Genomic DNA, 24,155 nt, shown 5'->3' with positions numbered 1-24,155 from the left:
TACTTTCCGTCAGTAATCGCTGAACAGGTCCAGCTCGCCCTCGTCGTCCTCCTCGGTCTCGCCGCTCTCGGGGTCGGGTGTTGCGTCCTCGCGCTCGTGCAGCACCGAACCCACCAGGGCCGTGACGTCGATCGCGGCGGGATCGGGAATCGGATGCCCCTCGACGAAGGCGAGACGCTCGGCCGACAGGTACGCAAGCCGCACCGCCTGCACCACCAGAACGCGCCGCAACCCCTCGGAGACCTCCCCGCGTTCGCGCGTGACGGCCGCCAGCCGAGAGATGGTCTCGGCGCGGCGCGCGATGCGAATGTCCGGATGACCACGCTCGCGTCTGGTCTGTTCGGAGATCAGGGACCGACGCAGCGACGCGGGGAGCGCGATAGGCTCGGACACCGGCGGGATCTTCTCGTTGAGGATCGCCTTGTGCCGTGACTTGTCGATGGCCTCGAGATACGCCGTGTACTCGTGGGCATTGAGATCGCGCTCGGCAGCGCGGAATTGCTCCGCGCCGTCGGACTTCTTGAGGTCCTCGTACCGCCACAGTGGCCAGATCTCGATCTCGGCGACTTCGAAGACATCGAGTACCCGCATTGCGACGGCATCGGTCCGCTGGTTGGTCAAATGCCGCTGCACGCGGACGCTGAGCTTCTCTTTGGTCTGCCCCACGTAGATCGGCTCGCCGTCGTAGTCGTAGAACGCGTACACGCCCCACTTGGCAGCCGACCACACCCGGCCCTGATCGTCCTTCTCGCTCAGGACTTCTCGTAGTGCGGTGCGAAAGGACTGAACGTCGTCCGCGGGAAGAGTGCTCTTGCGCGGCGCGACGGCGGACGACCGCAGCGAGGACTTACCGTGACTGGACATGCGCTGCTGTTGTAGTGGCTGCACTCGAGCTCAACGTCCCGGTGACGAGCGGCATGAGGTAGTGCTCGGCGAGCCATGCCACCACCGGAACGCACACGGCATCGCCGAAACCGAAGAGCGCCTGATTGTTTCGCAGGCCGTCGAGTGTGTACTCGCCCGCACCCATCAGGCGGGCGTACTCGCGGGGTGTCATCCACCGCACTTGCAGCCGACCGTTGCCCATCTTGACCACGGCCTGCTTCGAGGAGCCGCCCCGTGCGGTACGCAAGCAACCGGAGATATCGTCGGGTCGAGCCTCCCACACAGCGACCCCATTGCGGGTGCGGCGGTAGGCGGTACGGTAACTGACCTTGCGGGCCTTCTTCAGAATCTCGATGCGCTGCAACTGAATCGGCGACAGTGAATGCACGAACGCCGCGGTTCGGTCGGCATCCCACCACCGAGAGTCGCGGTAGTCCATGCGCTCGACCAGATCCCCGAGACCACTGGTCAACGGGATCGGCGGACTGGGCAGTGGTGCCCGATGCGTCAGCAACGTCGAATCGCCGAACACCGCCTGCAACCAATCGGGCCGCAGCTCACTGTTGGGATCGCGGGCATCCTCGGGAGGATTCTGCGCACCGATCAAGAACAACCGCGGACGTGACTGCGGCACGAAGCGTCGGGCATCGATGGTCAGGACATCGACCGAGTAGCCGAGCTGGTTGAGCTCCCGGACCGCGGCAGCCAGATCGTCACCGCCATGGCTGGTGGCCAGGCCGACGACATTCTCCAGTGCCACCACCTCGGGACGCGCCGCACCGAGCTCACTGAGCACCCGCGTGAAATGCCGGAACGTCGAGGAGTTCTTGCCAGCCAGGCCCGCCCGGCCACCGGCCAACGACAGATCGGTACACGGAAAAGACGCCCACGCCAACGACAGGTTCTCCGGCAGATCCCCAGCACGTGTATGCGCAACATCGCCGAGCTGAAAACGCCCCGCCTCGTCACCGAAGTGTTGGCGGTACATCGAGTGCTTGTCGCGCTCGATGTCGTTGGCCCACCGAACCTCGAAACCAGCCTGCTCCAGGCCCATTCGTACCAGACCGATACCGGCGAAGAACTCTGCGACCGTGTGGATCCGACCGACCGAGGACGCCGAAGAACCACCCGGTACCACAGTCAACTTCGGCATTCACTCAGGCTAGTACAGAACCCCGACAGGCTTGGATATCCGGTCATTCCGCGGGCTCCACTCCTGCCTATCCGGTCATTCCGCAGGCTCCACTCCTGCCTGTCCGGTCATTCCGCAGGCTCCACTCCTGCCTGCCGGGTCGTTCCGCAGGCTCCACTCCTGCCCCTCAGGCGGTGGTCGCCAGCGCCGCAGCCAAGCCGAACGCCACCGCCAGCAGGCACACGTGCGCAGCCGCTCGCCCCAGTGAATACTGCACCGTTGATCGATGCGCGGCCACGGTCGGCAACCACGTCCCGCGAATCCGATGGGCCAACGCGACCAAGAGCACCGTGATCGAAAGCTTGGCGAGAATTATTCGGCCGTATCCGGTCTCGACAATCGCTTCGACACTCCCCAGCTTCAGGATCGCATCGAGCACACCGGTGACGGCAACCCCCACAACGCACCAGAACGCAACCGTGGAATAGATCGGCAGCAACACCGCCCACCCGGACTTGCTTCGCACGCTCAGCGCCATCGCCCCCAACACACCGAGCCACACCGACGCGCAGATTACATGCACCGCAACGGCAATGGAGCCGAAGGCGAACTGCGACATATGCCCGGTGATCGGCCGCGCCACCAGCGCGATCGACGCCAACACGATCACCGGAATCGGAGACCAACTCGCCGCGCGCCGATACCCGACCACCCCGATAGCGCACAGAGCCAGAGCCAGGATCACCGTCGCCGAACCCAGCCGACCGACGGAGATCGAAGTGGCGAAGGCCGTGAATGCGCTCGGCGACAACGTCAACGGGGTACGGCCGGCCGAATCCGCTGCCGCCGCCGCCAACAGGGCGAACTCGGCCACCGCCCACACTCCGGATAGAAACCCGATGGCCCGCCACATCACCGATGGCTCGACGGCGAGGCGTCGGGAATCGGAATGTCCGTCCATCACCGCGAGAACGCCGAACCCCAACACCACCGAACCCGACGCCACCGCCACCACTCGTAACCACGACGACCCACTGGGAAATGTCGGATACGCCAACGCGAAAGCTGCCGCAACCCCCAACAATCCCGAGGCTACGGCGGCGAGAACGAGTCGAACACTTCTCTCGCCCACCGCAGCCACGTCGGTACTACTTCGCCGTGCGCTGGCTCTTGGACGTGCGCTGGCTCTTGGGCTTGCGCTGGCTCTTGGGCTTGCGCAGTGCCAATGCCAACGCACCGGCGAACGCAAGGACTGCGACAACGATCAACGCGACCGGGCCGTAGCCGCCGAGAAACGAACTCTCGGACTCGTCCGAGGAACCCGACGCGTCCGCCGACGCACCCGGCGTGCCGGTCCCCGCCTGCGTCAACGTGAACGTCGACGTACCGCTCACCGGATGGCCATCCGCCGAGGTGATGCGATACGCGAGGGTGTACTCGCCGACCGGTCCCAGCTCGCCGACATCGACGACGACGCTCTGACCCTCGATGCGGGCATCACCCTTCGACCACAGGTTCCCGTCGGGCCCGACGACATTGAGCGTGGCGAACTGCGACTGAGGCACCTCGTTGAACGACACCGATGCCGTGGCCGGAGACGTATCGAGCGACGAACCGTCGGCCGGGCTGTATCCGGTGACCTGCGAATGCGCCGACGCGACGGGCGCGGCGATCAGCAGCGTCAGCAGTGCCGCGACGGAGACGATCACTGCCCTCGTGGACGTGACCAGCGCCCTCACGAGCGTCGACTCCTGATCGTCGCCCCGATGCCCAGTCCCGCGCCGACGGCTCCGAACACCAGCGCGATGCCGGCGAGCCAACGGGCCGTGCTGTCGGACGAGGAAGCCTCGCTGGACGCCTCGGTCGACGCCTCGGAGGACTCCGAATGGGAGCCACCGTGCGCATCGCCACTGGACGCAGCGAGAGTCAGAGTGGGAGCAGGCAACTCGGGCTCACTGCCGTCATCGCCCATCGGCTCGTCCCACTCGACGACCTTGCCGTCCGTGTACGTCTGCGTGGCCGGGAACGAGACGGTCTCCTGCTCGGGCAGGGGGCCCGCCGAGAGCAGGAATTCCTGGAACTGGCCCGGGCCGACCTCGGACCCGGGATTCGCCGTCCACGTCACCGACACCGCGAGATCGGAGGAGTTCTTCTCGACGGTGGACGTCCAGCCCGGCATGGGCTGCGTACGAGCAGAATTGAGGCCCGGCAGGGTGACCTTGACCGAGTTGGTCGAGGCGGTGTCGGACTCGGTGGGTACCCGGAACGTCAGGACCGAGTAACCGCCCTGCTCGGCGTCCGGGGCAGCGACGACGACATGGGCAGAAGCTGCGCCTGCGCCGAGCAACAACGCGCCGACGGTGGCCCCGGAAACGAACAGGGCACGGGAAAGAGAGCTCTTCATCAGTATTCGGTTCATTTCTGTGCAGAAGTGCGGAATGGGATGTCGGTCAGTACACCGACACCGGTGGCCCGCGACGAGAAATGGCCCAGTCCAGCACAGTGCCGTGCACCGACGACACCGCAACCGAGAACCTGACGCGACCGACGGCGGAACCGTCGGGCAGGGGAGTGAGGAGTGCGAGAACCGCGCGGACGATGGACGTGATCGGACCGTAGAGACGTTCGGCCGCGGCGATCAACAGCCCGGCCACCACCGAAGCGGCCGCATGGAACCCGATCATCGCGGCACTGGGAAGAATCGAGTGGCTGTGCATCGAACCCATATCGCTCATGCTCAGCCCGAGATGCGCGAGAAGTTGGCCACCCATCAGAGCGGGCAGCAACACCGTCGATCGTCGCGGTAGTGCGGTCAAAGCACCGATACCGAGGCTGATCACGACCAGCAGCGCCACTGCCGATCCGTCGGGATAACCACCGCCGGCCATGCCGTGTGCGGCCGCCGCGAGCACCGCCGTGACGCTACCGACAGCTCCGCCTCGAAGCGGTGCTGCGGAGGCATCGTTCATCGCGTGTGCAGGTTCAGCGCACGCCGAGACGGGCGAGCAGATCTGCTTCGATGCCGTCGAGCTCGGCCGAAATGGCCGCATGGGCAGTCTTGCGTCGCGCAGTCGGCATCTGCTCGGACGCGCGCACCGCGGTCGTCAGATCATCGAGGCGCTCGCTGATGGCCGCGCCGAAGCTCTTGGTCTCGGGATCGGAGTGACGCTCACCGATGGTGTTGAGCGACTGCTCGGCACCGGCGATACGGGCACTGAGCTTCCCCCCGTGGCCGGTGTACTCGCTGAGCTCTTCCGGAGCTACTCCCAACTGCTGAGCCTTGCGACTGTCCAGCTGGGCGCGCACAGCGGTGGCACCGCGATAGACGATCGGAGCCAACACCGGCAGAAGCAACCGAGCGATGCCGAGGTACTTACGGATCTGAGCGACACTGAGCGTGCCCTGAGCTGCAGCCTTCTGCTGAGCGCGCAGAGCCGCGACCTGCGCCTTCTCGACGTTCTTCTGCGACTTCGCCTCCACCGTGCTGAGCTTGCGCTGCGCCTTGGCGATCGACTTCAACTGCTTGCGCTCGTTCTTCGCGCCGAGTTTCGCTTCCAATGTCGCCTTGTGCTTGAGTGCCTTGGCCTCTGCCTTGCGGGTGGCACGACCCTTACGCTTGCGGAACAAACCCATCGACGAGGCTCCTGACGTGTGCAGCTAGGCGGAAACGGTGCGTCACACACAGCGTATCGGGTCGTTCCGCAGGCTCCACTCCTGCCTATCGGGTCGTTCCGCAGGCTCCACTCCTGCCTATCGGGTCGTTCCGCAGGCTCCACTCCTGCCTGTCGGGTCGTTCCGCAGGCTCCACTCCTGCCTGTCGGGTCGTTCCGCAGGCTCCACTCCTGCCTGTCGGGTCGTTCCGCAGGCTCCACTCCTGCCTGTCGGGTCGTTCCGCAGGATGTCGGAGGGCTGACCTAATGTCTAACCCTGTGAACGGTCAACGAGGTGCGCCAGTCTCATCTCCGGAACCCGTGCTGCTCGACGCCGGATCGCTGACGCGGTGCCGTCATCGTCTCTACCTCGACACCGCCTACGGCTCGTTGCTCCGCGGAGAACCCGAGAACCCAGGCGTACGTCAACGCCGGGAAGCAGCTCAGGCTCACCGAGAGAACGTCCGCGCGCAGCTGGCCTTACCCGATCCGATGCAGTGGACCGAAATACACGAGCCCACCGCCAGGGCCGCCGCCGATGCCACCGTCGCCGCCTGCCGCGCAGGCGTCGAGCGGATCTGGAACGCCGTTCTGCCTCTCGAACGCGATACCGGCCGCCGCGGTCGCAGTGAGCTACTCGTACGCGAGCCCTCGGGTGGATACATCCCCGTGATCGTCGTCAATCACAAGGTCACCGACCCGGGCCGCGGCGCGAGAACCACACCGCTGACGCACTGGGCACCCATCGTCGACGAGACCCGCAAGGTGCGTAGTCAGCTACGCGACCAGCTTCGGCTCGCCCACCTGTACCGGATGCTCGCCCACGAGGGATTGGCCACCGCCACGCCCGTCGGAGGCGCGGTGGGCTATCGAGGCGAGTGCATGCTGGTGCACGACCTGACGACGGTTCTCGCCGAATACGACACGCGCTTCGCCGATCGGCTCGCCGTCGCCAGGGGCAACGAGTACACCGTTCCTTCGCAGGTCAGCGAGTGCAGATCGTGTGCGTGGTGGTTCGACTGCAAACCGCAGCTGATCGCCGTTCGTGACGTCTCGCTCGTCGCGTCCGGCTCCCGCGCGGACGTACTGCGCAGCGCGGGTGTGCGCACCATCGACGAGTTGGCGCAATGGACCGGCCCGGCTCCCGAGGAATGGCCGTTCGGAAACTTCGACGATGCGGTGTCCGCCGCCCTGGCCTGGCGTGCCGACGTGCCGCTGCTGCGCCGCTCCGAGACCGTGTCGGTCCATCGCGCCGACGTCGAGGTGGACGTGGACATGGAGAGCTATCAAGAACACGGCGCATACCTGTGGGGCACGCTGCTCACCGAAGCGGGCGGCCCGCCGTCGACGTATCGGGGGTTCGTCACCTGGGATCCCTTGCCGACAGTCGACGAGGGACGTTCGTTCGCAGTGTTCTGGAACTGGTTGATGGACACCAGGGCCGACGCCGCTGCCCGTGGGAAAACCTTTGCGGCGTACTGCTATTCGCGCCAAGCGGAGGACAAGTGGTTGCTCGATTCGGCCCGTCGGTTCGCCGATGTGCCGGGTGTGCCGACCGAGGCGCAGATACGCGAGTTCATCGACAGTCCCCAATGGGTGGACGTCTACCAGGCCGTGAGCGATCAGTTCATCTGCCCGAACGGTAAGGGGCTCAAGAAGATCGCGCCGGTGGCTGGGTTCGCCTGGCGGGACGACGAGGCCGGCGGCGAGGCCTCGATGGGCTGGTATCGCGAGGCCGTCGGATACGACGCCGAGCCCGATCCGACGCAGCGCGAGAGACTGCTGGTCTACAACGAGGACGACGTTCTCGCCACCAAAGTGTTGCGCGAGTGGATGTCCGACAGGGCCGAGATCGAGATCCCGACCGTGGCAGACCTGCGCGCTCGCGCGTGACCCCATCGACTTCGACGGGGCCACGCATCGACTTCTAGCGCGGAGCCATACGGATCGCACCGTCCATCCGGATGGTCTCGCCGTTGAGATAGTCGTGCTCGGCAATCATCTGGACCAGCTGCGCGTACTCGCTCGGCTGGGCCAGGCGTGAGGGGAACGGGACCGAAGCCTCGAGGCCCTGACGGTATTCCTCGGTGACGCCGGCCAACATCGGGGTGTCGACGATGCCGGGAGCGATGGTGTTGACGCGGATACCGACCTGGGCAAGGTCGCGGGCCGCGGTGATGGTCATCGCATGCACGCCGCCCTTGGAGGCGGTGTAGGCGATCTGGCCGATCTGACCCTCGAACGCCGCCACCGACGCAGTGTTGATGACGACGCCGCGCTGGCCTGCCTCGTCGACGGTGGACTGCGACTGCATCCGATTCGCGGCCAGTCGCATCACGTTGAACGTACCCAGCAGGTTGATGGTGATGACCGTGCGGAACAGCTCGAGATCGTGCGGTCCCTTCTTGGACAGGATGCGACCAGCCCAGCCCACACCGGCACAGTTGACGACGATGCGCAACGGCACACCGGACTCGACGATCGTGTCGAGTGCGGCCTCGACCTCGGACTCGCTGGTGACGTCCGCAGGTAGCAGCGTCACCCCGTCCGGGACACTGTCGCCTGCGCGCTCGATGGACTGCGGCAGATCGAGCCCGAACACGGTCGCGCCCGCGGCGGCCAGACGTGCGGCCGTTGCGGCACCGAGGCCCGAAGCCCCGCCGGTGACAAGTGCTGCTGTTCCTGAAATCTCCACGTCGTCGATCCCCTTCGCTCACAGTGGCGGGCCGCGGCCAGGCCGCACCCTCGTGGTCGCTTGCACCATAACCGGCGGGGTACCTCACCCTCTCGTGAGGCACTCGTCACAGCGACCGGGTCCCCCTCAGCTCCGAATGCGGCCGGTGTCGTCGTACTCGACGCGTTCTGCACCGTCGCCGAGGTCGTCGAGCAGAACCGTCGCTGCGACGGGGCGGCCGGGAGGCAGTAACCGCACGGTCACGGAACCGGCTCCGACGGTATCGAGAGTGCTCGACGCGGCAGCCACGATGCGTTCGCGTACGTCGTCGTCGAGCGCGGCCGACCCGCGGTCGTCGAGAAGTATCACCTCGACACCGCGGGCCCTGGCGGATCGTGCTGCACGGGAGAGTTCGGGCAGCATCAGACCCCGAGCGCGCAGGGAGTCGCGGAGCTCGGCTTCGAGGAGCAGGCAGGCGAGGATTTCCTCCTCGGTGGGTTCGGGTCCGTCGGCGATGCGCTGCAGCAACGGACGGGCCAGCGCGTCGAGGCTCGCCAGGCGAGCGTCCCGCTCCTCGAGGGCGGCCGCGGCCGCAGCCTGGGAAGCGATTCGAACGGTCGATTGCTTGCGCAGCTCGAAAATCGAGGCGGCCAACGGGCGAATGGTGAAGGCGAAGAAGGTCGCCATCACCATCGGTGCGGCGTTGATCGCGCTGAACGAAAGCCCGTACAGGAATCCCTGGCCCGTCACCACCGCCCACCCGATGGCCACCGACATGGTCAGTGTCAGCCCGAGCCACGCGGCCAGGGTGCGACCGCGAACACACATGAAGGTGTAGATCACCAATGGCATGCCCAAGGGCCAAGTCTGCAGGCTCCCGGCAAGTGGTACCGGCAACACGGCGAAGACCAGCGCGGCTGCGACCGGGCCCGATGCGGCCATCAGCGCGGTCGCCCGCCGGCTCGGTGGGTCACCCGGCGCTCTGAGCAAGAGGATGACTGCGGCCGAGAGCACGAGCACCGCTGCGTATTCGGGCCACACGGCGGACACCCCGGTCAGGGTCGCGGATGCGCATACCAGGCACGCGAGGATGTAGAAGACAGCAACCGCGTACGCAGCCGGCGACTTCATCGACAACAGGTCACGGATGTCCTGACCGTTCATCGCTTCCAACTCAACGTCACGGTGGTGCCGGAGCTGGACGATTCGATCTCGGCCGCACCGCCGTCGAGCTGCCGCATTCTGCCTTCGATGCTGACGGCGACGCCGAGTCGGTGCGAGGGCACAGCCCGCGGATCGAAACCGATTCCGTCGTCCCGTACGGTGGCTCGCAACGTGATGGGTGTGAGCTCGACCGTGACCGACCTGCTCGACGCACGAGCGTGAATGAGACTGTTGCGCATCGCTTCTGCGAGTGCAGAAGCAACGGCGTGGACGACATCGGCCGGGTAGCTCGCCGTCGCCGGTTCCTCGTGCGCGGTGAACACGATGGACTCGTCGACGGTCGTAGCGGCTGACCGCAGCCGCGCGAGAGTCTCGTCCGCAGACAGTGTCTCGGAGACTGTGCCGGTGTTCAGGTCGTCCAGATGCGCAAGAGCCGAGCGGGCCTGGAGCGCCAGGCCCGGAGTGCGGCCGTATCGTGCCACGGCCAGCATCGACGACATGACCTCGTCGTGGATCAGGGCATCGATCCGTTCACGCTCGACCTCACGCGCCGAGGCCGCTGCCGCGCGCGCGGCATCACCGTGGGTCGAGCTGATCGTGGCGTCCAAGAGCCGGCCGGTGCGCAGTGCCGCCAACGTCGCGGCGACGAACACCGTGCAGAACATCAACCCGAAGAAGATCTCGGCAATCACGTTGCTGCGCGGAAATGGCTCGCGTACAGCTTGATTGGTCAGCTGCACGATGACGACGCAGGCAATCATGTGGATGAACACCGGGATGGGGCGCCGCCATACGGTCGCGGCGGCGAGCGCGGCCAGACCGGGAAACGAGGCGAGAAACGATCCACTGCGATCGAAGGTGATGCCGTCCCACGCCACCCACCACAACAAGGCCATGATCGGAAAAGTGAGGGCAGCAACCGAGCCGGCAACTCGGACGACCGCCATGCTCGGATGAAATGTGAACGCTCCGAAGGTCAGACCGCTGCCGAAGACGGCCACCACAGCCGTCCACATCCACCACCCTGGCATCCCAGCGCTGTTGCGCGCGATGTCGGGAACGAGCAACACCAGATACACGAGGTAGCCGGTGCCGACGAACCGGCCGAAGATCCTGATCAGGCGTTCGGTCGATCGATGCGCCTGGTCGGCCCCCGCCGCCTGATGATCTGTTTCCATGCACCCCTCCAGAGCAGGAGTGTAGTTCCAGGGTCAGGCTCCGGTGGTGTTCTGCTCCACTGGCTCCCGGGCGGACCTCGCGCGAGAACGCCGAAGGATTGCGATGACGACGGCGGAGACTGCGAGCACCACCCCGGCCGCGATGTACGGAGCGGCAGTGCCGGGCATCAAGCCCTCGAAGAACAGGACCGCACCGAAGACGAAGAACAGGATGGCCGCGCCGAACTGAATCACCCGCTCCGGCAGGTGCTTTCCGAGTACCGCGCCGACCACGATGGCGAGCGCGTCCGCCGCGACCATGCCGACAGTCGAGCCGATCCACACCCCGACCCAGTCGTTGTCGGCCGCGAGAGTGACGGTGGCCAGCATCGTCTTGTCGCCCAGTTCGGCGAGGAAGAATGCCGAGGCGATCGCCAGGAATGCAGATCTGGTGACGCGGGAGGCCTTCGCGCCCTCGTCCTCGGACAGGGAATCGCCGCGCAACGTCCAGAGTCCGAAGATGACGAACGCGATGCCGCCGACGATGGAGATCAGCTCGGTCGGGATCGAGACGCCGAGGAAATGGCCGACCGCAACCGAGACCAGATGCACGACGGTGGTGGCGGCAGTGATGCCGCCGATGACGACGTACCACTTGTAGCGAAGTGCGAACGTCATGGCCATGAGCTGGGACTTGTCGCCCAGTTCGGCCACGAAAATGACAGCGAAACTCAACAGTAATGCGGACAGCACAGCAGACTCCTCGGTCGTCCAACGGACCGAAGGTCTCGCCCACCGGAACTGGCCGGTTCAGGTGCCGGGCCGCATTGGGCGGCCAGTATGTCGACACGATGATTGGGGGCTACTCCCCTTCGCTGCATCGACTTTATGGGCCCTATCGCCAATTGTCCAATGCAGCAATAAGTTTGGGGTGCCGAAGAATCCGGTGCGGGTACCGGTCAGGATGCGAGGAGCATCGCCAAAACCGCTGTGTCGGGATCGCTGATCGGGTCGAGGCCCACCCGGCTGACCATCGAGGTCACGGTGCCGTCGGACTCGGCCTCCACCCATGCAGCCCGATGATCCAGGCCCAGGTGGGGAAGGCCGGGAAGCAGAACGCAACCGGATGCTGCACCCATGCACTCGGGGAGGGTCGGCGTCGTCTCCGATGGCGGATGCAACATCAGCAGTGCGGCCGGTTGGTGCTCGGAGAAGCGTCCGGGAGCCAGTGCGAAGTCGCCGATCACAGGGCCCTCGGCTACCACCAATCCCACCGTCCCGGGCGCGGGATCCTCGGGCAACTCCTCCCGCACCCCGAACACCGTCGACGTCGCCAACAGGCCCGGCATCGAGGCGACCCGGACGGCGAGGGCCAGAAATTGAGCCCATTCCTTGGTTGTGTCCGGCCAACGGCCGGAAATCACGAAGCCGCGTAGCAGGCCGGCGGCATGAAACGGTGAAACACCGATGAGATCTCGCTCGTCCATCTCGTCAATTCCTCCCAGACAGGTACAGGGCAGAAAGCCAGGCACACGACGTTGGGTAAAGAAGAGAATGACCCGAAAACGGCTGGCACACAAGATAGGGAGAGTGCCAGCATCGGAGTCGGACGGCTTCGAAGCGTGAATGGACCACTGCACCCGTCTGAGCGGGGCAGTGGTCCATCGACGCTATCGGTGACGCTGGTGATGCTCGAGCTTCACGCTCGTGGTGCGAAACCTACGGGAAGATCAGGCCCGGAGTCTTCGACGTTGCGGCCTCGAAACGAGCCTGGACATCGGCCCAGTTGACGACGTTCCAGAACGCCTTGACGTAATCGGCCTTGACGTTCTTGTACTGCAGGTAGAAGGCGTGCTCCCACATATCGACCTGGAGCAGCGGGATGATGCCGAGCGGCACGTTTGCCTGCTGATCGTAGAGCTGGAAGGTCAGCAGCTTCTTGCCGAGCGAGTCGTAGCCCAGAACTGCCCAGCCCGAGCCCTGCAGGCCGTTGGCGGCCGCGGTGAACTGCGCGCGGAACTTGTCGAACGAACCGAACTGATCGTCGATCGCGGCACCGAGATCACCCTCGGGCTTGTCGCCACCGTTGGGCGAGAGGTTCTTCCACCAGATGGAGTGGTTGACGTGGCCACCGAGGTGGAACGCGAGGTTCTTCTCGAGCAGGAAGATGCTGCCGTGATCCTCGGCCTCGCGGGCTGCGGCCAGCTTCTCGAGTGCGGTGTTGGCACCTGCGACGTAGGTGGCGTGATGCTTGGAGTGGTGAAGTTCGTTGATCTCGCCCGAGATGTGCGGCTCGAGGGCGGAGTAATCGAAATCAAGGTCGGGCAAGGTGTACTCGGACACGTGGTTCCCTTCTCTAACGACGCCGTACCCATCGTGTGATGCGGGCACGTTCGTCCTACTTCGGATCTTTCGTAGGGTTCAACCCAATCTCATTCCTACCCCGTGTGCAACCGTTGTAACCGAGATGCTTTTCTCGGAATAAATTCGTGTGAACAAGGCAGTCGAATTACCGGCTGAGAATCCCCTTCGAATATCACGAAACAGTTGCGGACCGGCTCTGGATTGGTACTCGAGATGAACGGAACCTAAACTCGCGAGGGTGGAGGGGAACCGGCCGAGCCAGAGTGCGGTCGAGGAGTCCGTCACACAGCGCGACGTTGCGCCTCGAGTCCAGTTGGGCGGCGCAGACCTGCTTCGCGTGATCGCCGTGTTCGCCGTCCTGTACTCGCACATCTCCTTCTATCTGATCGACGATGTCGGCGGCGGTTGGTGGGTCATCGACGTCGTCACCGCAGTACTCATCGGGGGCGCAGGGCTCAACCTGCACCTGTCCTTCGTCGGCGTCAGTATGTTCATGCTGCTCACCGGCCTGCTGATCACCCGATCCGCGATGCGGCAATCGCGTCGGGACTTCATGGTCGCCCGCCTCGCCCGCCTGATCCCGACACTCTGGTTCGCCGTCGCCCTGGCCATCATCCTCGTCAGGCTCGGCCTCAACGGCATGTTCAGCGGACAACCCGGAATCACCAACGGCGAGGCCGTGCTGAGCTTCTTCCTCGGCGGATTCTTCCTGCGGCCCGAAGTCGCCGTGCTCGGCGTGACCTGGACCCTCGTCGTGCAGATCGTCTTCTATCTCTACTGCATCTCGATGCGCGGGACGCTACGCACCACACCGATCGCGGTACCACTTCTCGGCGCAGCACTGTGCGCACTGGTCATCGCCTACAACCTCTACCTGCCCCAGCCCTACACCGTTCCGTTCCTGACCAAGGTTGCAGGCGTACTGCCGACCTTGTTCCTCGGCCAGATCATCTACCTCGGCTGGGCGAAGCTGGTCACCTGGCGGTGGGTGGTGGTCGGCGTGATCGCCCAAGTCGAAGTCATCCGACTGTCCATCGACGTGCACACCTTCTGGATGGGCGACACCTACCTCTGGACGTTGGTGGTCGTCACGGGCACTGTCCTACTCCTGGCCCGATACGACGGGCCGATCACCCGCCTGCCCGTCGTCCGCTGGATCGGCACCCGCAGCTACGCGATCTACCTGATCCACACCCTCGTGCTCTACCGCATCTACGCCACGGTCGAGCCCCACCTGGGCCCCAGCGCTGCGGTACTGGCATTCCTGGCAGGCACCGCCGCACTCTCCGAAATCATGTACCGCTGGATCGAACTGCCCGCGGCGCGGCGGATCAGCGCGACCTACGCCCGCCTGCGCTCCGAATCCGCCGCCTGACCCGAGGGACCTCTGGGTACTCGATGTGACGTTCAGTGGCCTTTTCGGCGGTCGATGTCACATTCAGTGGACTTCAGGGGGCGGGACTGCAGGTGGACTCGGGTGGAACGACTCCGGACGCTACAGCTGCGGCATCACCTCGGACGCGACGAGTTCGAGGTGATCGATGTCGGTGATGTCCAGGGTCTGCAAGTACACGCGGGTCGCTCCGGCGGCTCCGAAGGTTCCGATTTTGTCGACCAGTTCGGCGGGGTTGCCCGCCGCGCCGTTCTCGCGTAGTTCCGATACCTCCCGGCCGATGGCAGCGGCGCGTCGGGCGATGTCCTCTTCGGTGCGGCCGCAGCAGAGCACGAGGGCGTTGGAGTAGATCAGCGAATCGGGATCTCTCTCGATGGTGGTGCAGGCCTCGCGGACGCGGCCGAACTGTGTCCGGGTATCGGCGAGCGAGGCGAAGGGGATGTTGAACTCGTCGGCGTATTTTGCGGCGAGTGCCGGGGTGCGTTTCTTGCCGCCGCCGCCGATGACGATGGGCGGATGCGGGGTCTGCACCGGTTTGGGGAGCGCAGGGGAGTCGGTGACGGGGTAGTGCTTCCCGGGGTGTGAGAACGTCTCGCCGTCGGGGGTCTTCCATAGGCCGGTGATGACGGCCAGTTGTTCTTCCAGTCGGTCGAAGCGTTCCCCGAGCGGCGGGAACGCAATGCCGTAGGCCTTGTGCTCGTCTTCGAACCAGCCGGCACCGAGGCCGAGGTCGACGCGTCCGCCGCTCATGGCGTCGACCTGCGCGACGGCGATGGCGAGTGGCCCGGGGTAGCGGAAGGTGGCCGAGGTGACGAGGGTGCCGAGACGGATGGTCGAGGTCTCGCGCGCCAGGCCCGCCAAGGTGATCCATGCGTCGGTGGGGCCGGGTTGGCCGTCGCCGGCCATCGCGAGGTAGTGGTCGGACCGAAAGAAGGCCCCGTAGCCGAAGTCCTCGGCGGCTTTGGCGACGCGCAGGAGGTCGTCGTAAGTGGCACCCTGCTGGGGCTCGGTGAACACGCGCAACTCGATGGAGGTCATGATTTTCAGACTAATCCTCGCCCTGGGCCACTCGCGGCGACGTGATCAGTGGGACTTGCCACCGTCGGATTCGGAGGGACTCCCGCCCATCATCGAGAGCATCGAGGCGCCGCCCTGCCGAAAGAATCGGGTCACCAGCGCTGCGGCCAGCACCAGCGCGAGGATGTTGAGCCAGGTCGTGTAGTTCCAGGAGATGCCCTCGTCGGGTAGGTGGGCCGAGGAGGCGTCGGGCACGAGGTCGAACGCGGAGAACACGATCTCGATGATGTATCCGGTCGCGACCATCGCGATGTAGAAGACGAGAACGATGCGCACCGTCATCGCCATGCCGTAGTACTTCCGGTAGATGTTGAGGATCGGGAGGATGAGCAGATCGGCGAAGATGAAGGCCATCACGCCGCCGAAGCTGATTCCGCCCGTCCAGAGCACCACCGCCAACGGGACGTTGCCCACCGAGCAGACGAAGCTGAAGATGCCGACGATCGGGCCGATGATCGGACCCCACACTGCAGACAGCAGGGATGAATCTTCGAGGAAAAGTCCCTGCCAGAAGCTGTTCGGTACCCACGCACCGATCGCTCCCGCGATCAACAGGCCGCCGAGGAGGTCTTTCCAGATCGCCGCCCATTCCATGACGAACACGTTCGCGACCGCGGTGGCACCTGTGCCGGAGAACAGACGCGAGAGGAAGCTGCCGTCTCCGTCCGCGGACATGTCCATCGCCGCATGGCCCTCCATGGACCCGGCCAGTGCCTTGTCTGCTTGTTCGGCGGCTGCGTCGAGCACTTTCCGGCGCAGCACGATGCGAAACAGCAGCGCGACGATCACGATGATGATCGGGCCTGCCATGAATTCGGCGAGGGTGAACTGCCATCCCATGAGCAGGGCGAGGATGACTCCCAGTTCGATGACGAGATTGGTCGACGCGATCTCGAAGGCCATCGCGGCTGTGAAGTCGGCTCCTCGCCGAAACAGTGAGCGGGCCAACGCAACCGACGCGTAGGAGCACGAGGACGATGCCATTCCGAAGCCGGTGGCCACTGCCAGTGTGCGTGGTCGGTGATCGCCGAGAGCGCGCACGATGGTGGATCTGCGCACCACGGCTTGGATGACGGCCGAGAGGGTGAACCCGAATATCAGTGCCCACAGAATGCTCCACGCCATGGAAGCGGTGAGGCTCAGTGCGTGACCGAGAGCGTTCATCGATTCCCCTTTCGTGGCACGGTCGGTGCTGTTCGATGGGCCCGGTGCGGCCGGAGTCACATAGCGTGTGACGCTAGACGCCTGGGCGCGATCGCGTGCACCACGGGCAGGAATGGACGGAAATCGAATGAGAATGAAGCTGTCACGTCTGTCCGATGTGTTCTGGTTTCTGCCGATGGCGTTGGGCATCGGTGCGCTGCTGCTCGCGCAGGGTTTGATCTTCTTGGATCGAGCTCTCAACGATGCCGACCTCGGCGTCTGGGGCGCTCTGTTCTACCGCGTCGGTGCCAGCGGCAGCCGCGATATCCTCGGCGCGATCGGCGGCTCGATGTTGGCCGTTGCCGCGACGTCCTTCTCGATCACGGTGTCGGTGTTGGCCACTGCGAGTTCGACTTACGGCCCTCGCCTGGTCCGCAACTTCATGAACGACCGTGGCAATCAGTTCGTGTTGGGAATCTTCGGGGCGACGTTCCTCTATTCGCTGATGGTGCTGCGATCGATTCAGGACGCCACCATCGACAACGGTTCGTTCGTTCCCGATATTGCCGTCAACGTCGCGGTGCTGCTCGCCGTTGTCGATGTTGCCGTGCTGGTGTATTTCATCAATCACATCGCTCGTTCCATCCAGGTGTCGACCCTGTCGGCTCGGGTGCGTTCGGAGTTGGTTGCGGTGGTGGACACGCTGTATCCGGAGGAGCAGCCGGACAACTCGAGGCCCGCGGTTCCACCCCGGACGGACAGTGCGCCGATTGTGAGCACGGAGTCCGGGTTCGTGCTGAGTGTGGACGAGAACGCATTGCTGCGGGCCGCGGAGTCGGCCGACTGTCTGGTGGAAGTGCTGGTGCGGCCGGGCGACCATATCGTCGAGGGTGAAGAGCTGGTGTGCGTTCATCCCCCGGAGCGGGTAGCCGATGTCACGGAGGCGGTGTGCAAGGCGGTGGAGTTCGGGATCACCCGAACTCCGTATCGGGACATCCAGTTCGCGGTGCAGCAATTGGTCGAGATGGCGGTGCGTGCGTTGTCGCCCGGAACCAACGATCCGTACACCGCACACAATGCCTTCAACGAGTTGGCGACCGGGCTGGTCCCGATGGCCCGACGCCCCGCGCCGAGGTTGGGCCGGGTCGACTCCGGCCAGACCGTGCGGCTCATCGTGACCAGGTTGCCGCTGACGGAGTTGATCGACGATGTCTTCGACGCGGTGCGAATCTACGCTCTGGACGCGCCGGTGGCGATGACCTCGGCGATCATGCTCGCCCGTCGTATCGGAATCGCGGCGGTGGACACGGATGTCCGTGAGTCGGTTCTGCGACATCTGGCGTTGATCGATGCAGCGGAGGCTGCGTCGACGGCAGATCGGGTCAATGTCGATTTCTGCCGCGGCGAGATCGATGTCGCCCGACAGGCGATTCTGTCGGCCTCGTAGCGGCACACGAGCCGCCATACCGAGGCTGTGTCAAATCACCATTGATCCACAACCCGAGTTGGTACTCGATACACCGCGAGTCCGACTCGGAGCTCTGACCTGTGGATGGAAACCGGCACAGGGCCCAATTCTGTGTATCAACCTGTGGATACTGTGGATAACTTCTGTGACGGATGTGACATAGGTCATAACCGGCCTCGGCTTCGGCCCTCGGGACACGGGTGGCAGCCCCGCGCGACGCCGTGACAAGATCGAGGTGTGTCTCACCCCGAGCAGTCGCCCTCAGTGACCGTAGACCGACTCCCGGCGCCCTTTCCGGCGACGGCGCTGCTGCTCGATGTGCGCGAACACGAGGAGTGGCAGGCCGGACACGCTCCCGACGCCGTGCACATCCCGATGGGAGACATTCCGTCCCGCGCCGGTGAGCTGAACAATCAAACCGAGGTCTACGTGGTGTGCAAGGCAGGTGGCCGCTCTGCACGAGTCGTCGAATACCTCAACCGCGTCGGATTCGAGGCGATCAACGTCGACGGTGGGATGTTGGCCTGGCAGGAATCCGGTCGACCGATTCAGCGCGACGACGACTCCCACGAACCGAGAATCATCTAGATGACGGCACCGCAGGGACGCGCACAGGCGTTCCAGGTCTGCGCCCGCTGCAGCACTCGCTGGGCGGTCGGCGCACGGCCGGGCACGTGGTGTCCCCGCTGCCACGGGGTTCTGCTCTCGCCGGTTTCCACCCGGGCACCCGCGCAGGATCGGCGAAATTTCCGCTGGGTGGCCCGCCCGGCCGAAGGAAATCCGCGAGCCGCACGTGCACCGCGAACCGCGTCGCCGACGCCGACGCCGACGCCGCACTACGACACGATGCCTACGTGGGGCCTGCGTGACACTCCCCGCGACACGATGGCCGATCGCCGGGTCGGTCGCATCGAACGGTATGGCGCCAGTGCGCAGTCGCTCGTCCTCGTCACCGCGCTGCTGCTGGGGCTCGCCGCGATCGCCGAAGTGTTCCGGTACGCAATCCTGCTGTACAACCGGACCCGGTTGGTCTCGCCGATCACGCTGGCCGCATCGGACGCCCTGGTGTATTTCGCTCAGGTGGGCGCGCTCGTCGTTGGATTGTTCGCGCTGATCAGTTCGTCGTGCTGGCTGATCGAGCAACGCAGGCATGCCTTCGCCGCGGTCGGCTCCAGCGATCCGCGGTCGGTGCGGCGGATGTTGCTGCTGTCGATGCTGCCGGTGGTACGCATCGTGATGCCGGGGGTGTACCTCACCGAGGTCGTACGCCTCAGGGGTGAGTGCGAGGCGGACGTCGATCGTGAGCTGGCGCTGGTTCGCCTCTGGTGGGGGGTGTGGGCCACCAGCAATGTGCTGGTGATCGTCCAACTGCTGTGGAATCTGCAGGGGACGTTGCAAGCTCGGGCCGACGGAGTGCTGCTGTCGGCGTTCGTCGCCGCGGTCGCCGCCGCGTCCGCGGTGCTGACTCTGGCGGTGATGCGACGATTCGAAGGCCGCACGCTGCGAGGATCGACTCTCGCGCTACCCACCCGCTGGGTGATCGCCACTGGTACCGAACGCAGGCCCGCCGATCACGAACCCGGGGCGGTGTCGGCCTCGTGAGCCCCGACCGCCGCGGTCCGCTCGTCGTCGCGCATCGAGGGGCGTCGGCCGCGAAGAAGGAACACACTCTCGCCGCCTACGATCTCGCACTGCGGGAGGGCGCAGACGGTGTCGAGTGCGATGTTCGGCTGACCAAGGACGGCCATATCGTGTGTGTGCACGATCGCCGCGTCGACAGGACCTCGAACGGCACCGGGATCGTCAGCGAGATGAACTTTGCCGAGCTGGCGAAGCTCGACTACGGCGAACCCGACGAACCCGCCGAGCTTCTGACGTTGCGCGACCTGATCTCCCTCGTCCTCGACTGGAGCAGCAAGCCGGTCAAACTCTTCATCGAAACCAAGCATCCGGTGCGCTACGGCTCGCTGATCGAGAGCGCGGTGCTCGCCGAGTTGCACAGGTTCGGCATCGGCGCGCCGGCCTCGGCAGACCACTCACGCGCGGTCATCATGTCGTTCGCGCCCTCGGCGGTCTGGCGAGTTCGTCGCTCGGCCCCGATGCTCCCGACAGTGCTTCTCGGCGACAGTTCGCACTACCTCGGCGGGGGAGCAGCGACGACCGTCGGTGCCACCGCGGTCGGCCCGTCCATTCGTGCACTCCGCGAGCACCCGGGCCTCATCGACCGCGCTGCCGCGTCGGGCCGGGCGAGTTACGTGTGGACCGTCGACGAGAAAGAGGACGTGGACCTGTGCCGCGAACTCGGTGTCGGGTGGATCGCCACGAATCATCCCGGCCGAACGCGAGCCTGGCTCGAATCGAAGAACGTGTAGGTTCTCGGGCGTGGGTAAGAGCAAAAGAAACAGTGGACCGAAGCAGGGCAGCAACCGAGCGGCGAAGCTGGCCCAGCGTGAGGCCGAACGCGCGAGCCTGGAGTCGGCGTCGACGCGCCCGTTCGAGGGCCTCGCTGCCGAGTGCGATCTGGTGGCCCTGCGGGAGTTCGTCCCGTCGGCGACGGCAACTGCGCCGATCACGGTCGAGGGTCGCACCGTGACCCTGGCGACCGTGCTGCCCGGAGCGGTCGCGGCACTGGTGCGCGAGGACGCGGGCACCGTCGAAGGATTCGTCGGCCTGCAGGTGCAGACACAGTCCAAAGATGTTGCCGCAGATATCAGTAGCGCTCTGGGCTGGGTGTCGACCGCCGCCGCCGGCGAGTCCCTCGAGGCTGCGGCCGTGGACGAGAACACTCCCGCATTGACCGATGTGCTCGACGCCTCCGCATTGCTCGAGATCACCGTCCATCAGGATTTCAACTGGTGGATTCCCGAAAGTGCCACTCCGGCACCAGATGTCGCTGCCACGGTGGAACGCGCGAACCAGGCGATCATGCCCTCGGCGCGGATCGAGGCGGACGGCGTCGTTGCGGCCTGGTGGGTCGATGCGGGCGAGAAGGCGCACATCCGTTGGGTGCGCCCGGAAAGCGAGGACGAGGTGATGCTCGCTCTCGCCCGACTCCACGCTGCGGGAGATCTGCACCTGGGCGAAGGATCGCGCTACGCCGGTTCTTTCCGCACCCACGGTCTGCTGGTGCCGGTGTTCGATCTCGATCCCGAAATGCACCCCACCGAATGGGCTGCTCCCACCAAGGAATTCGGTGACAAGCTCGATCAGGCGCTCGCTGTCGATGCTCCGTTGACTGCGGCGCAGCTGCGTTCGCGTGACGGACTGCGCGGCAGGCAGGTCACGCTGCGCTGATCGGCCGGATCCGCTCGCGCCGAGATCGGCAACAGAACGTGAGTCGGGTGGTCGTCGATCGCGATGTGCGTGTGCGACGACCACCCGTACGAGCGTGAGTTACTCACGCCTCGCGTCGGCGTGAGATCAGAGCGATCCGCCGGCGACCGTCGGTGCGCCTGCGTCGACGGTCACGGCGGTGTTCATCTCGCGGGCGACGAACTGCTCGAGATCGAACAAGTTGTGGCCCGCGCGATCGGCGATGTTGAGCAGGGTCTTCATGCTGGCAACTTCTTCGACCTGCTCCTTGAGGAACCACTGCATGAACTGCTCGCCGAGGTAGTCGCCCTCCTCGCGCGCGGTGCTCGCCAGGGTGATGATCTGCTCGGTGACGGTCTCTTCCTGGGCCAGCGCCAGAGCGATTGCCTCACGGGGATCGGTGAAGACGGACTTCGATGCGTCGACGCCGGTCAGCTCGACGGTGATGTCGCGATCGAGGAAGTACTGCACGATCATCATGGCGTGATTGCGTTCTTCGACCGACTGCGCGTAGAAGTGCTTGGCCAGCTGCGGCAGATCGACATTCGCGAAGTAGACAGCGGTGGCGATGTACTGCTGCGAGGCGTTGAACTCGTTGCGAATCTGGTCACGAAGCAGGGCATGGAATTTCGTGTGGCTGGTTTCCTTGATGTCAGAGCTCATGGAAGGACAATATGCCTGGTCAGAGGCCCTTGTCATCCAAGTGGAACCTTAATGAGGCGAACGTTGCCTAATACAGTGAATCCTAATTGTCCGCTCTGAGCAGGGCCGAAGACTACGCGCTTCCCGCCTCTGCGGGGGCATTGGTGGCTCGGGTCACCGAGCCGCCCATCTCGCGGGCGACGTACTGCTCGATGTCGAACAGATTCGATCCGGCCCGGCGCACCACGGTGAGCAGAGTGCGCATCGCGGCGACCTCGTCGACCTGCTCGGTGAGAAACCAGTGGGTGAACTGCTCGCCGATGTAGTCACCCTCGGACCGAGCCGCATGCGCGAGCGCGGAGATCCGATCGGTCACCGACAGTTCTTGCTGGAGCGCCAGTTCCACCGGTTCGACCACCGACGAGAAATCGGTGACGACATCGTCGATGCCCGACGCGTCGACGTCGAGCCGGTTGTCGATGAGGAACCGAATCATCATCATCGCGTGCCGACGCTCTTCGGCGGACTGGGCATAGAAGCGCGCGGCCAGCCGAGGCAGATCGTTACGGTCGAACCACACCGCAATCGCGACGTACTGCTGGGATGCGGTGAACTCGTGGCGAACCTGAGCTCGGAGCAGATCGTGAAACGACCCACCGGAAGTCGCGGTGGACGGGGCAGACGGCGATGTCATGAACCCCAACCTATACCGGTGCGGTGAGTGCCTCAGGGTCCGCCGGTCAGCAGGTCCGGCGGAATCTCACGATCCTGCGCGATGGCCTCGAAGAAGGCCGGCGCACGAGTGTCGTCCCACAGCAGTACGTTTCCGACGTCGGAGTCCTCGAATCCGCCGACCGGCACCGTGGTGGTCACCGGTCCACTGCGCATCGCCCAGGCCAGCATCGCCAGGTTCCAGATGTGATCTCCGTCGTCGACGCTCAACGAGGACGCGGTATCGGACACCAGCGGCCACAACCGCAGTGGGTTGAGGAAAGTCGACGCGCTGGTGGCCTTTTCGAGTAGCGCGGACATGAACGCGCGTTGATTGTTCATCCGGTCGAGATCGGCCAACGCGGTGGCGCGGGACCGGACGAATCCCAGCGCCTCGGACCCGTCGAGATCCTGGCATCCGGCGGGAATGTTGATACCTGCCAACGGATCGTCGATCGCATTCTGCACGCACACGTTGACCCCGCCGACCGCGTCGACGATCCCGGCGAAGCCGCCGAAACCGATCTCGGCATAGTGATCGATGTGCACCCCGGTTGCCTCCTCGACCGTCTGCACCAGCAGTGGCGGTCCACCGAATGCGAAGGCCGCGTTGAGCTTGTTCTTGCCGTTTCCCGGGATCGACACATACGAATCTCGTGGCAGGCTCACCATCGTGGGCGGGCCGTCGCCCTCGGGGATGTGAATCAGGATGATCGTGTCGGTTCGGCTCGGGCCGACCTCGCCGCCGGTGGCCAAATCGGCTTCCTGCTCCGGCGTCAGGCCGGCGCGTGAATCCGATCCGACGAGCAGCCAATTGGTGCCCGGTGTGTCGCCGACGCGGCCAGGGTAGGAGCTGAGTGCGTCCACCCGCGTCAGTGAGCTGTCGACGTAGTAGACGACGCCGCCGATCCCCAGTACGAGGATCAGCAGCACGATCAGGAAACGTCGACCCCAATGCCTGCGTCTACGTGGCTTGGCGGCTTTCGGGGGGCGTGAATCACGTTGTGGCCGAGGCGGTTCAGGTCGTCGAAGCGCTCGTTGTGAGGGGGCCGGTTGCGGCGTGCGGTCGGCGAACGGTTCCGGCTCCTGACGGGGCGCGTACTCGGAACCGCGCTCCTCGGAGGAGCGCGAGTATCGACGTGTCGAATTCGGTGTACCCGACTGAGCCGACCGGGGTTCGGGGGCGAGAGACCACGCCCGCGGCGGGGCAGCCGAACCTTCGGCTCCGGCGGGGGGCCTGCCGTCGCGCCTGATGAACTCGGCGTCTTCCGCGGTGAACCCGTGCGGTGCAGGGCGACCAGGCGCAGGGCGCATGGGTGGTTCGGCGCTCGAGTGGCGGGGGTTCCGATCCGGCGGCGGAGCTGGGCGATCGTGCCGCGGGGG

25 protein-coding genes are annotated in these 24,155 nt (G+C 65.3%); 7 read left to right on the top strand and 18 right to left on the bottom strand.

Annotated features, from left to right (window positions below; all coding sequences use genetic code 11):
• Positions 1 to 9: 9 nt before the first annotated feature.
• The 7 genes from J1M87_RS19780 to J1M87_RS19750 all read right to left on the bottom strand — a co-directional run bounded on the left by J1M87_RS19780 (position 10) and on the right by J1M87_RS19750 (position 5,650).
• Complete coding sequence (locus J1M87_RS19780) at positions 10 to 864, bottom strand: GIY-YIG nuclease family protein (RefSeq protein ID WP_206491248.1); 855 nt, start codon at positions 862 to 864, stop codon at positions 10 to 12.
• Positions 848 to 2,038 carry a DNA cytosine methyltransferase gene (locus J1M87_RS19775; RefSeq protein ID WP_241257147.1) on the bottom strand — a complete coding sequence of 397 codons (1,191 nt, stop codon included), beginning with the start codon at positions 2,036 to 2,038 and terminating at the stop codon, positions 848 to 850. The genes J1M87_RS19780 and J1M87_RS19775 overlap by 17 nt, the downstream gene beginning before the upstream one ends.
• A gap of 166 nt (positions 2,039 to 2,204) precedes the next feature.
• Entirely contained in the window at positions 2,205 to 3,158 is a 954-nt protein-coding gene (locus J1M87_RS19770; RefSeq protein ID WP_307830868.1) for a CopD family protein, read from the bottom strand.
• 7 nt (positions 3,159 to 3,165) lie between these two features.
• Positions 3,166 to 3,756 (bottom strand): copper resistance CopC family protein, encoded by a 591-nt coding sequence (locus J1M87_RS19765; RefSeq protein ID WP_206491247.1) that lies wholly within the window; start codon positions 3,754 to 3,756, stop codon positions 3,166 to 3,168.
• Entirely contained in the window at positions 3,753 to 4,421 is a 669-nt protein-coding gene (locus J1M87_RS19760; RefSeq protein ID WP_206491246.1) for a YcnI family protein, read from the bottom strand. The genes J1M87_RS19765 and J1M87_RS19760 overlap by 4 nt, the downstream gene beginning before the upstream one ends.
• Positions 4,422 to 4,467: 46 nt before the next feature.
• Entirely contained in the window at positions 4,468 to 4,986 is a 519-nt protein-coding gene (locus tag J1M87_RS19755; RefSeq protein ID WP_206491245.1) for a hypothetical protein, read from the bottom strand.
• Positions 4,987 to 4,999: 13 nt separating this feature from the next.
• A complete protein-coding gene (locus tag J1M87_RS19750) occupies positions 5,000 to 5,650 on the bottom strand; it encodes a DUF6474 family protein (protein ID WP_206491244.1) in 651 nt (216 codons plus the stop codon).
• Between the two features lie 284 nt (positions 5,651 to 5,934).
• On the opposite strand from J1M87_RS19750, the gene J1M87_RS19745 reads away from it, so the two are divergent.
• Positions 5,935 to 7,560, top strand: a complete 1,626-nt coding sequence (locus tag J1M87_RS19745) for a TM0106 family RecB-like putative nuclease (protein WP_206491243.1) — start codon at positions 5,935 to 5,937, stop codon at positions 7,558 to 7,560.
• Between the two features lie 34 nt (positions 7,561 to 7,594).
• Here the strand turns inward: J1M87_RS19745 and J1M87_RS19740 are convergent, their stop codons facing one another.
• The 6 genes from J1M87_RS19740 to J1M87_RS19715 form a co-directional block, all read right to left on the bottom strand.
• Entirely contained in the window at positions 7,595 to 8,362 is a 768-nt protein-coding gene (locus J1M87_RS19740; protein WP_206491242.1) for an SDR family NAD(P)-dependent oxidoreductase, read from the bottom strand.
• 126 nt (positions 8,363 to 8,488) lie between these two features.
• Entirely contained in the window at positions 8,489 to 9,505 is a 1,017-nt protein-coding gene (locus J1M87_RS19735) for a hypothetical protein (protein WP_206491241.1), read from the bottom strand.
• The gene (locus J1M87_RS19730; protein WP_206491240.1) at positions 9,502 to 10,683 is read right to left on the bottom strand and encodes a sensor histidine kinase; all 1,182 of its coding nucleotides are present in this window, start codon (positions 10,681 to 10,683) and stop codon (positions 9,502 to 9,504) included. The genes J1M87_RS19735 and J1M87_RS19730 overlap by 4 nt, the downstream gene beginning before the upstream one ends.
• Before the next feature lie 33 nt (positions 10,684 to 10,716).
• Positions 10,717 to 11,415 (bottom strand): TMEM165/GDT1 family protein, encoded by a 699-nt coding sequence (locus J1M87_RS19725; protein WP_206491239.1) that lies wholly within the window; start codon positions 11,413 to 11,415, stop codon positions 10,717 to 10,719.
• Between the two features lie 206 nt (positions 11,416 to 11,621).
• Positions 11,622 to 12,149 carry a peptidase gene (locus J1M87_RS19720; protein WP_206491238.1) on the bottom strand — a complete coding sequence of 176 codons (528 nt, stop codon included), beginning with the start codon at positions 12,147 to 12,149 and terminating at the stop codon, positions 11,622 to 11,624.
• 232 nt (positions 12,150 to 12,381) lie between these two features.
• Entirely contained in the window at positions 12,382 to 13,005 is a 624-nt protein-coding gene (locus J1M87_RS19715; RefSeq protein WP_206491237.1) for a superoxide dismutase, read from the bottom strand.
• A 259-nt stretch (positions 13,006 to 13,264) separates the two neighbouring features.
• Here J1M87_RS19715 and J1M87_RS19710 point away from each other — a divergent pair, with 259 nt between their 5' ends.
• On the top strand, positions 13,265 to 14,401 hold the full coding sequence (locus J1M87_RS19710; RefSeq protein ID WP_374222407.1) for an acyltransferase family protein: 1,137 nt from the start codon (positions 13,265 to 13,267) through the stop codon (positions 14,399 to 14,401).
• 120 nt (positions 14,402 to 14,521) lie between these two features.
• On the opposite strand, the gene J1M87_RS19705 is transcribed toward J1M87_RS19710, so the two are convergent.
• Both J1M87_RS19705 and J1M87_RS19700 read right to left on the bottom strand, forming a co-directional pair.
• Positions 14,522 to 15,448 carry an LLM class F420-dependent oxidoreductase gene (locus tag J1M87_RS19705; protein WP_206491458.1) on the bottom strand — a complete coding sequence of 309 codons (927 nt, stop codon included), beginning with the start codon at positions 15,446 to 15,448 and terminating at the stop codon, positions 14,522 to 14,524.
• A gap of 54 nt (positions 15,449 to 15,502) precedes the next feature.
• A complete protein-coding gene (locus tag J1M87_RS19700) occupies positions 15,503 to 16,660 on the bottom strand; it encodes a permease (RefSeq protein ID WP_206491236.1) in 1,158 nt (385 codons plus the stop codon).
• Positions 16,661 to 16,787: 127 nt separating this feature from the next.
• Here J1M87_RS19700 and J1M87_RS19695 point away from each other — a divergent pair, with 127 nt between their 5' ends.
• The 5 genes from J1M87_RS19695 to J1M87_RS19675 all read left to right on the top strand — a co-directional run bounded on the left by J1M87_RS19695 (position 16,788) and on the right by J1M87_RS19675 (position 21,401).
• A complete protein-coding gene (locus J1M87_RS19695) occupies positions 16,788 to 18,086 on the top strand; it encodes a DUF2254 domain-containing protein (protein ID WP_206491235.1) in 1,299 nt (432 codons plus the stop codon).
• A gap of 285 nt (positions 18,087 to 18,371) precedes the next feature.
• Positions 18,372 to 18,695: a rhodanese-like domain-containing protein gene (locus J1M87_RS19690; RefSeq protein WP_206491234.1), complete on the top strand. Its 324-nt coding sequence runs from the start codon at positions 18,372 to 18,374 to the stop codon at positions 18,693 to 18,695.
• Positions 18,696 to 19,709, top strand: coding sequence for a DUF4328 domain-containing protein (locus J1M87_RS19685; RefSeq protein ID WP_206491233.1), 1,014 nt, complete (start codon positions 18,696 to 18,698; stop codon positions 19,707 to 19,709). It abuts the gene before it with no gap.
• Entirely contained in the window at positions 19,706 to 20,479 is a 774-nt protein-coding gene (locus tag J1M87_RS19680) for a glycerophosphodiester phosphodiesterase (protein ID WP_206491232.1), read from the top strand. The genes J1M87_RS19685 and J1M87_RS19680 overlap by 4 nt, the downstream gene beginning before the upstream one ends.
• 10 nt (positions 20,480 to 20,489) lie before the next feature.
• Positions 20,490 to 21,401, top strand: a complete 912-nt coding sequence (locus J1M87_RS19675) for a DUF5926 family protein (protein ID WP_206491231.1) — start codon at positions 20,490 to 20,492, stop codon at positions 21,399 to 21,401.
• Positions 21,402 to 21,527: 126 nt separating this feature from the next.
• On the opposite strand, the gene J1M87_RS19670 is transcribed toward J1M87_RS19675, so the two are convergent.
• From J1M87_RS19670 to J1M87_RS19660, 3 genes are all read right to left on the bottom strand, one after another.
• A complete protein-coding gene (locus J1M87_RS19670) occupies positions 21,528 to 22,082 on the bottom strand; it encodes a ferritin (protein WP_206491230.1) in 555 nt (184 codons plus the stop codon).
• A 112-nt stretch (positions 22,083 to 22,194) separates the two neighbouring features.
• Positions 22,195 to 22,755: a ferritin gene (locus J1M87_RS19665; protein ID WP_206491229.1), complete on the bottom strand. Its 561-nt coding sequence runs from the start codon at positions 22,753 to 22,755 to the stop codon at positions 22,195 to 22,197.
• A gap of 32 nt (positions 22,756 to 22,787) precedes the next feature.
• Entirely contained in the window at positions 22,788 to 24,086 is a 1,299-nt protein-coding gene (locus tag J1M87_RS19660) for an LCP family protein (protein WP_206491457.1), read from the bottom strand.
• Positions 24,087 to 24,155: the final 69 nt, after the last annotated feature.

This window comes from Rhodococcus sp. KRD162 (genome assembly GCF_017168335.1).
Lineage (GTDB): Bacteria > Actinomycetota > Actinomycetes > Mycobacteriales > Mycobacteriaceae > Rhodococcoides.
Note: the sequence above shows the minus strand (reverse complement) of the source record. Positions and strands in the feature narration are given on the sequence as shown.

Excerpts from the sequence above, each read along its gene's own strand:
- J1M87_RS19780 (WP_206491248.1), bottom strand. The coding sequence starts at position 864 with ATGTCCAGTCACGGTAAGTCCTCGCTGCGGTCGTCCGCCGTCGCGCCG.
- J1M87_RS19775 (WP_241257147.1), bottom strand. The coding sequence starts at position 2,038 with ATGCCGAAGTTGACTGTGGTACCGGGTGGTTCTTCGGCGTCCTCGGTC.
- J1M87_RS19760 (WP_206491246.1), bottom strand. The coding sequence starts at position 4,421 with ATGAAGAGCTCTCTTTCCCGTGCCCTGTTCGTTTCCGGGGCCACCGTC.
- J1M87_RS19755 (WP_206491245.1), bottom strand. The coding sequence starts at position 4,986 with ATGAACGATGCCTCCGCAGCACCGCTTCGAGGCGGAGCTGTCGGTAGC.
- J1M87_RS19750 (WP_206491244.1), bottom strand. The coding sequence starts at position 5,650 with ATGGGTTTGTTCCGCAAGCGTAAGGGTCGTGCCACCCGCAAGGCAGAG.
- J1M87_RS19745 (WP_206491243.1), top strand. The coding sequence starts at position 5,935 with ATGTCTAACCCTGTGAACGGTCAACGAGGTGCGCCAGTCTCATCTCCG.
- J1M87_RS19735 (WP_206491241.1), bottom strand. The coding sequence starts at position 9,505 with ATGAACGGTCAGGACATCCGTGACCTGTTGTCGATGAAGTCGCCGGCT.
- J1M87_RS19730 (WP_206491240.1), bottom strand. The coding sequence starts at position 10,683 with ATGGAAACAGATCATCAGGCGGCGGGGGCCGACCAGGCGCATCGATCG.
- J1M87_RS19720 (WP_206491238.1), bottom strand. The coding sequence starts at position 12,149 with ATGGACGAGCGAGATCTCATCGGTGTTTCACCGTTTCATGCCGCCGGC.
- J1M87_RS19700 (WP_206491236.1), bottom strand. The coding sequence starts at position 16,660 with ATGAACGCTCTCGGTCACGCACTGAGCCTCACCGCTTCCATGGCGTGG.
- J1M87_RS19695 (WP_206491235.1), top strand. The coding sequence starts at position 16,788 with ATGAGAATGAAGCTGTCACGTCTGTCCGATGTGTTCTGGTTTCTGCCG.
- J1M87_RS19685 (WP_206491233.1), top strand. The coding sequence starts at position 18,696 with ATGACGGCACCGCAGGGACGCGCACAGGCGTTCCAGGTCTGCGCCCGC.
- J1M87_RS19670 (WP_206491230.1), bottom strand. The coding sequence starts at position 22,082 with ATGAGCTCTGACATCAAGGAAACCAGCCACACGAAATTCCATGCCCTG.
- J1M87_RS19665 (WP_206491229.1), bottom strand. The coding sequence starts at position 22,755 with ATGACATCGCCGTCTGCCCCGTCCACCGCGACTTCCGGTGGGTCGTTT.
- J1M87_RS19660 (WP_206491457.1), bottom strand. The coding sequence starts at position 24,086 with ATGCGCCCTGCGCCTGGTCGCCCTGCACCGCACGGGTTCACCGCGGAA.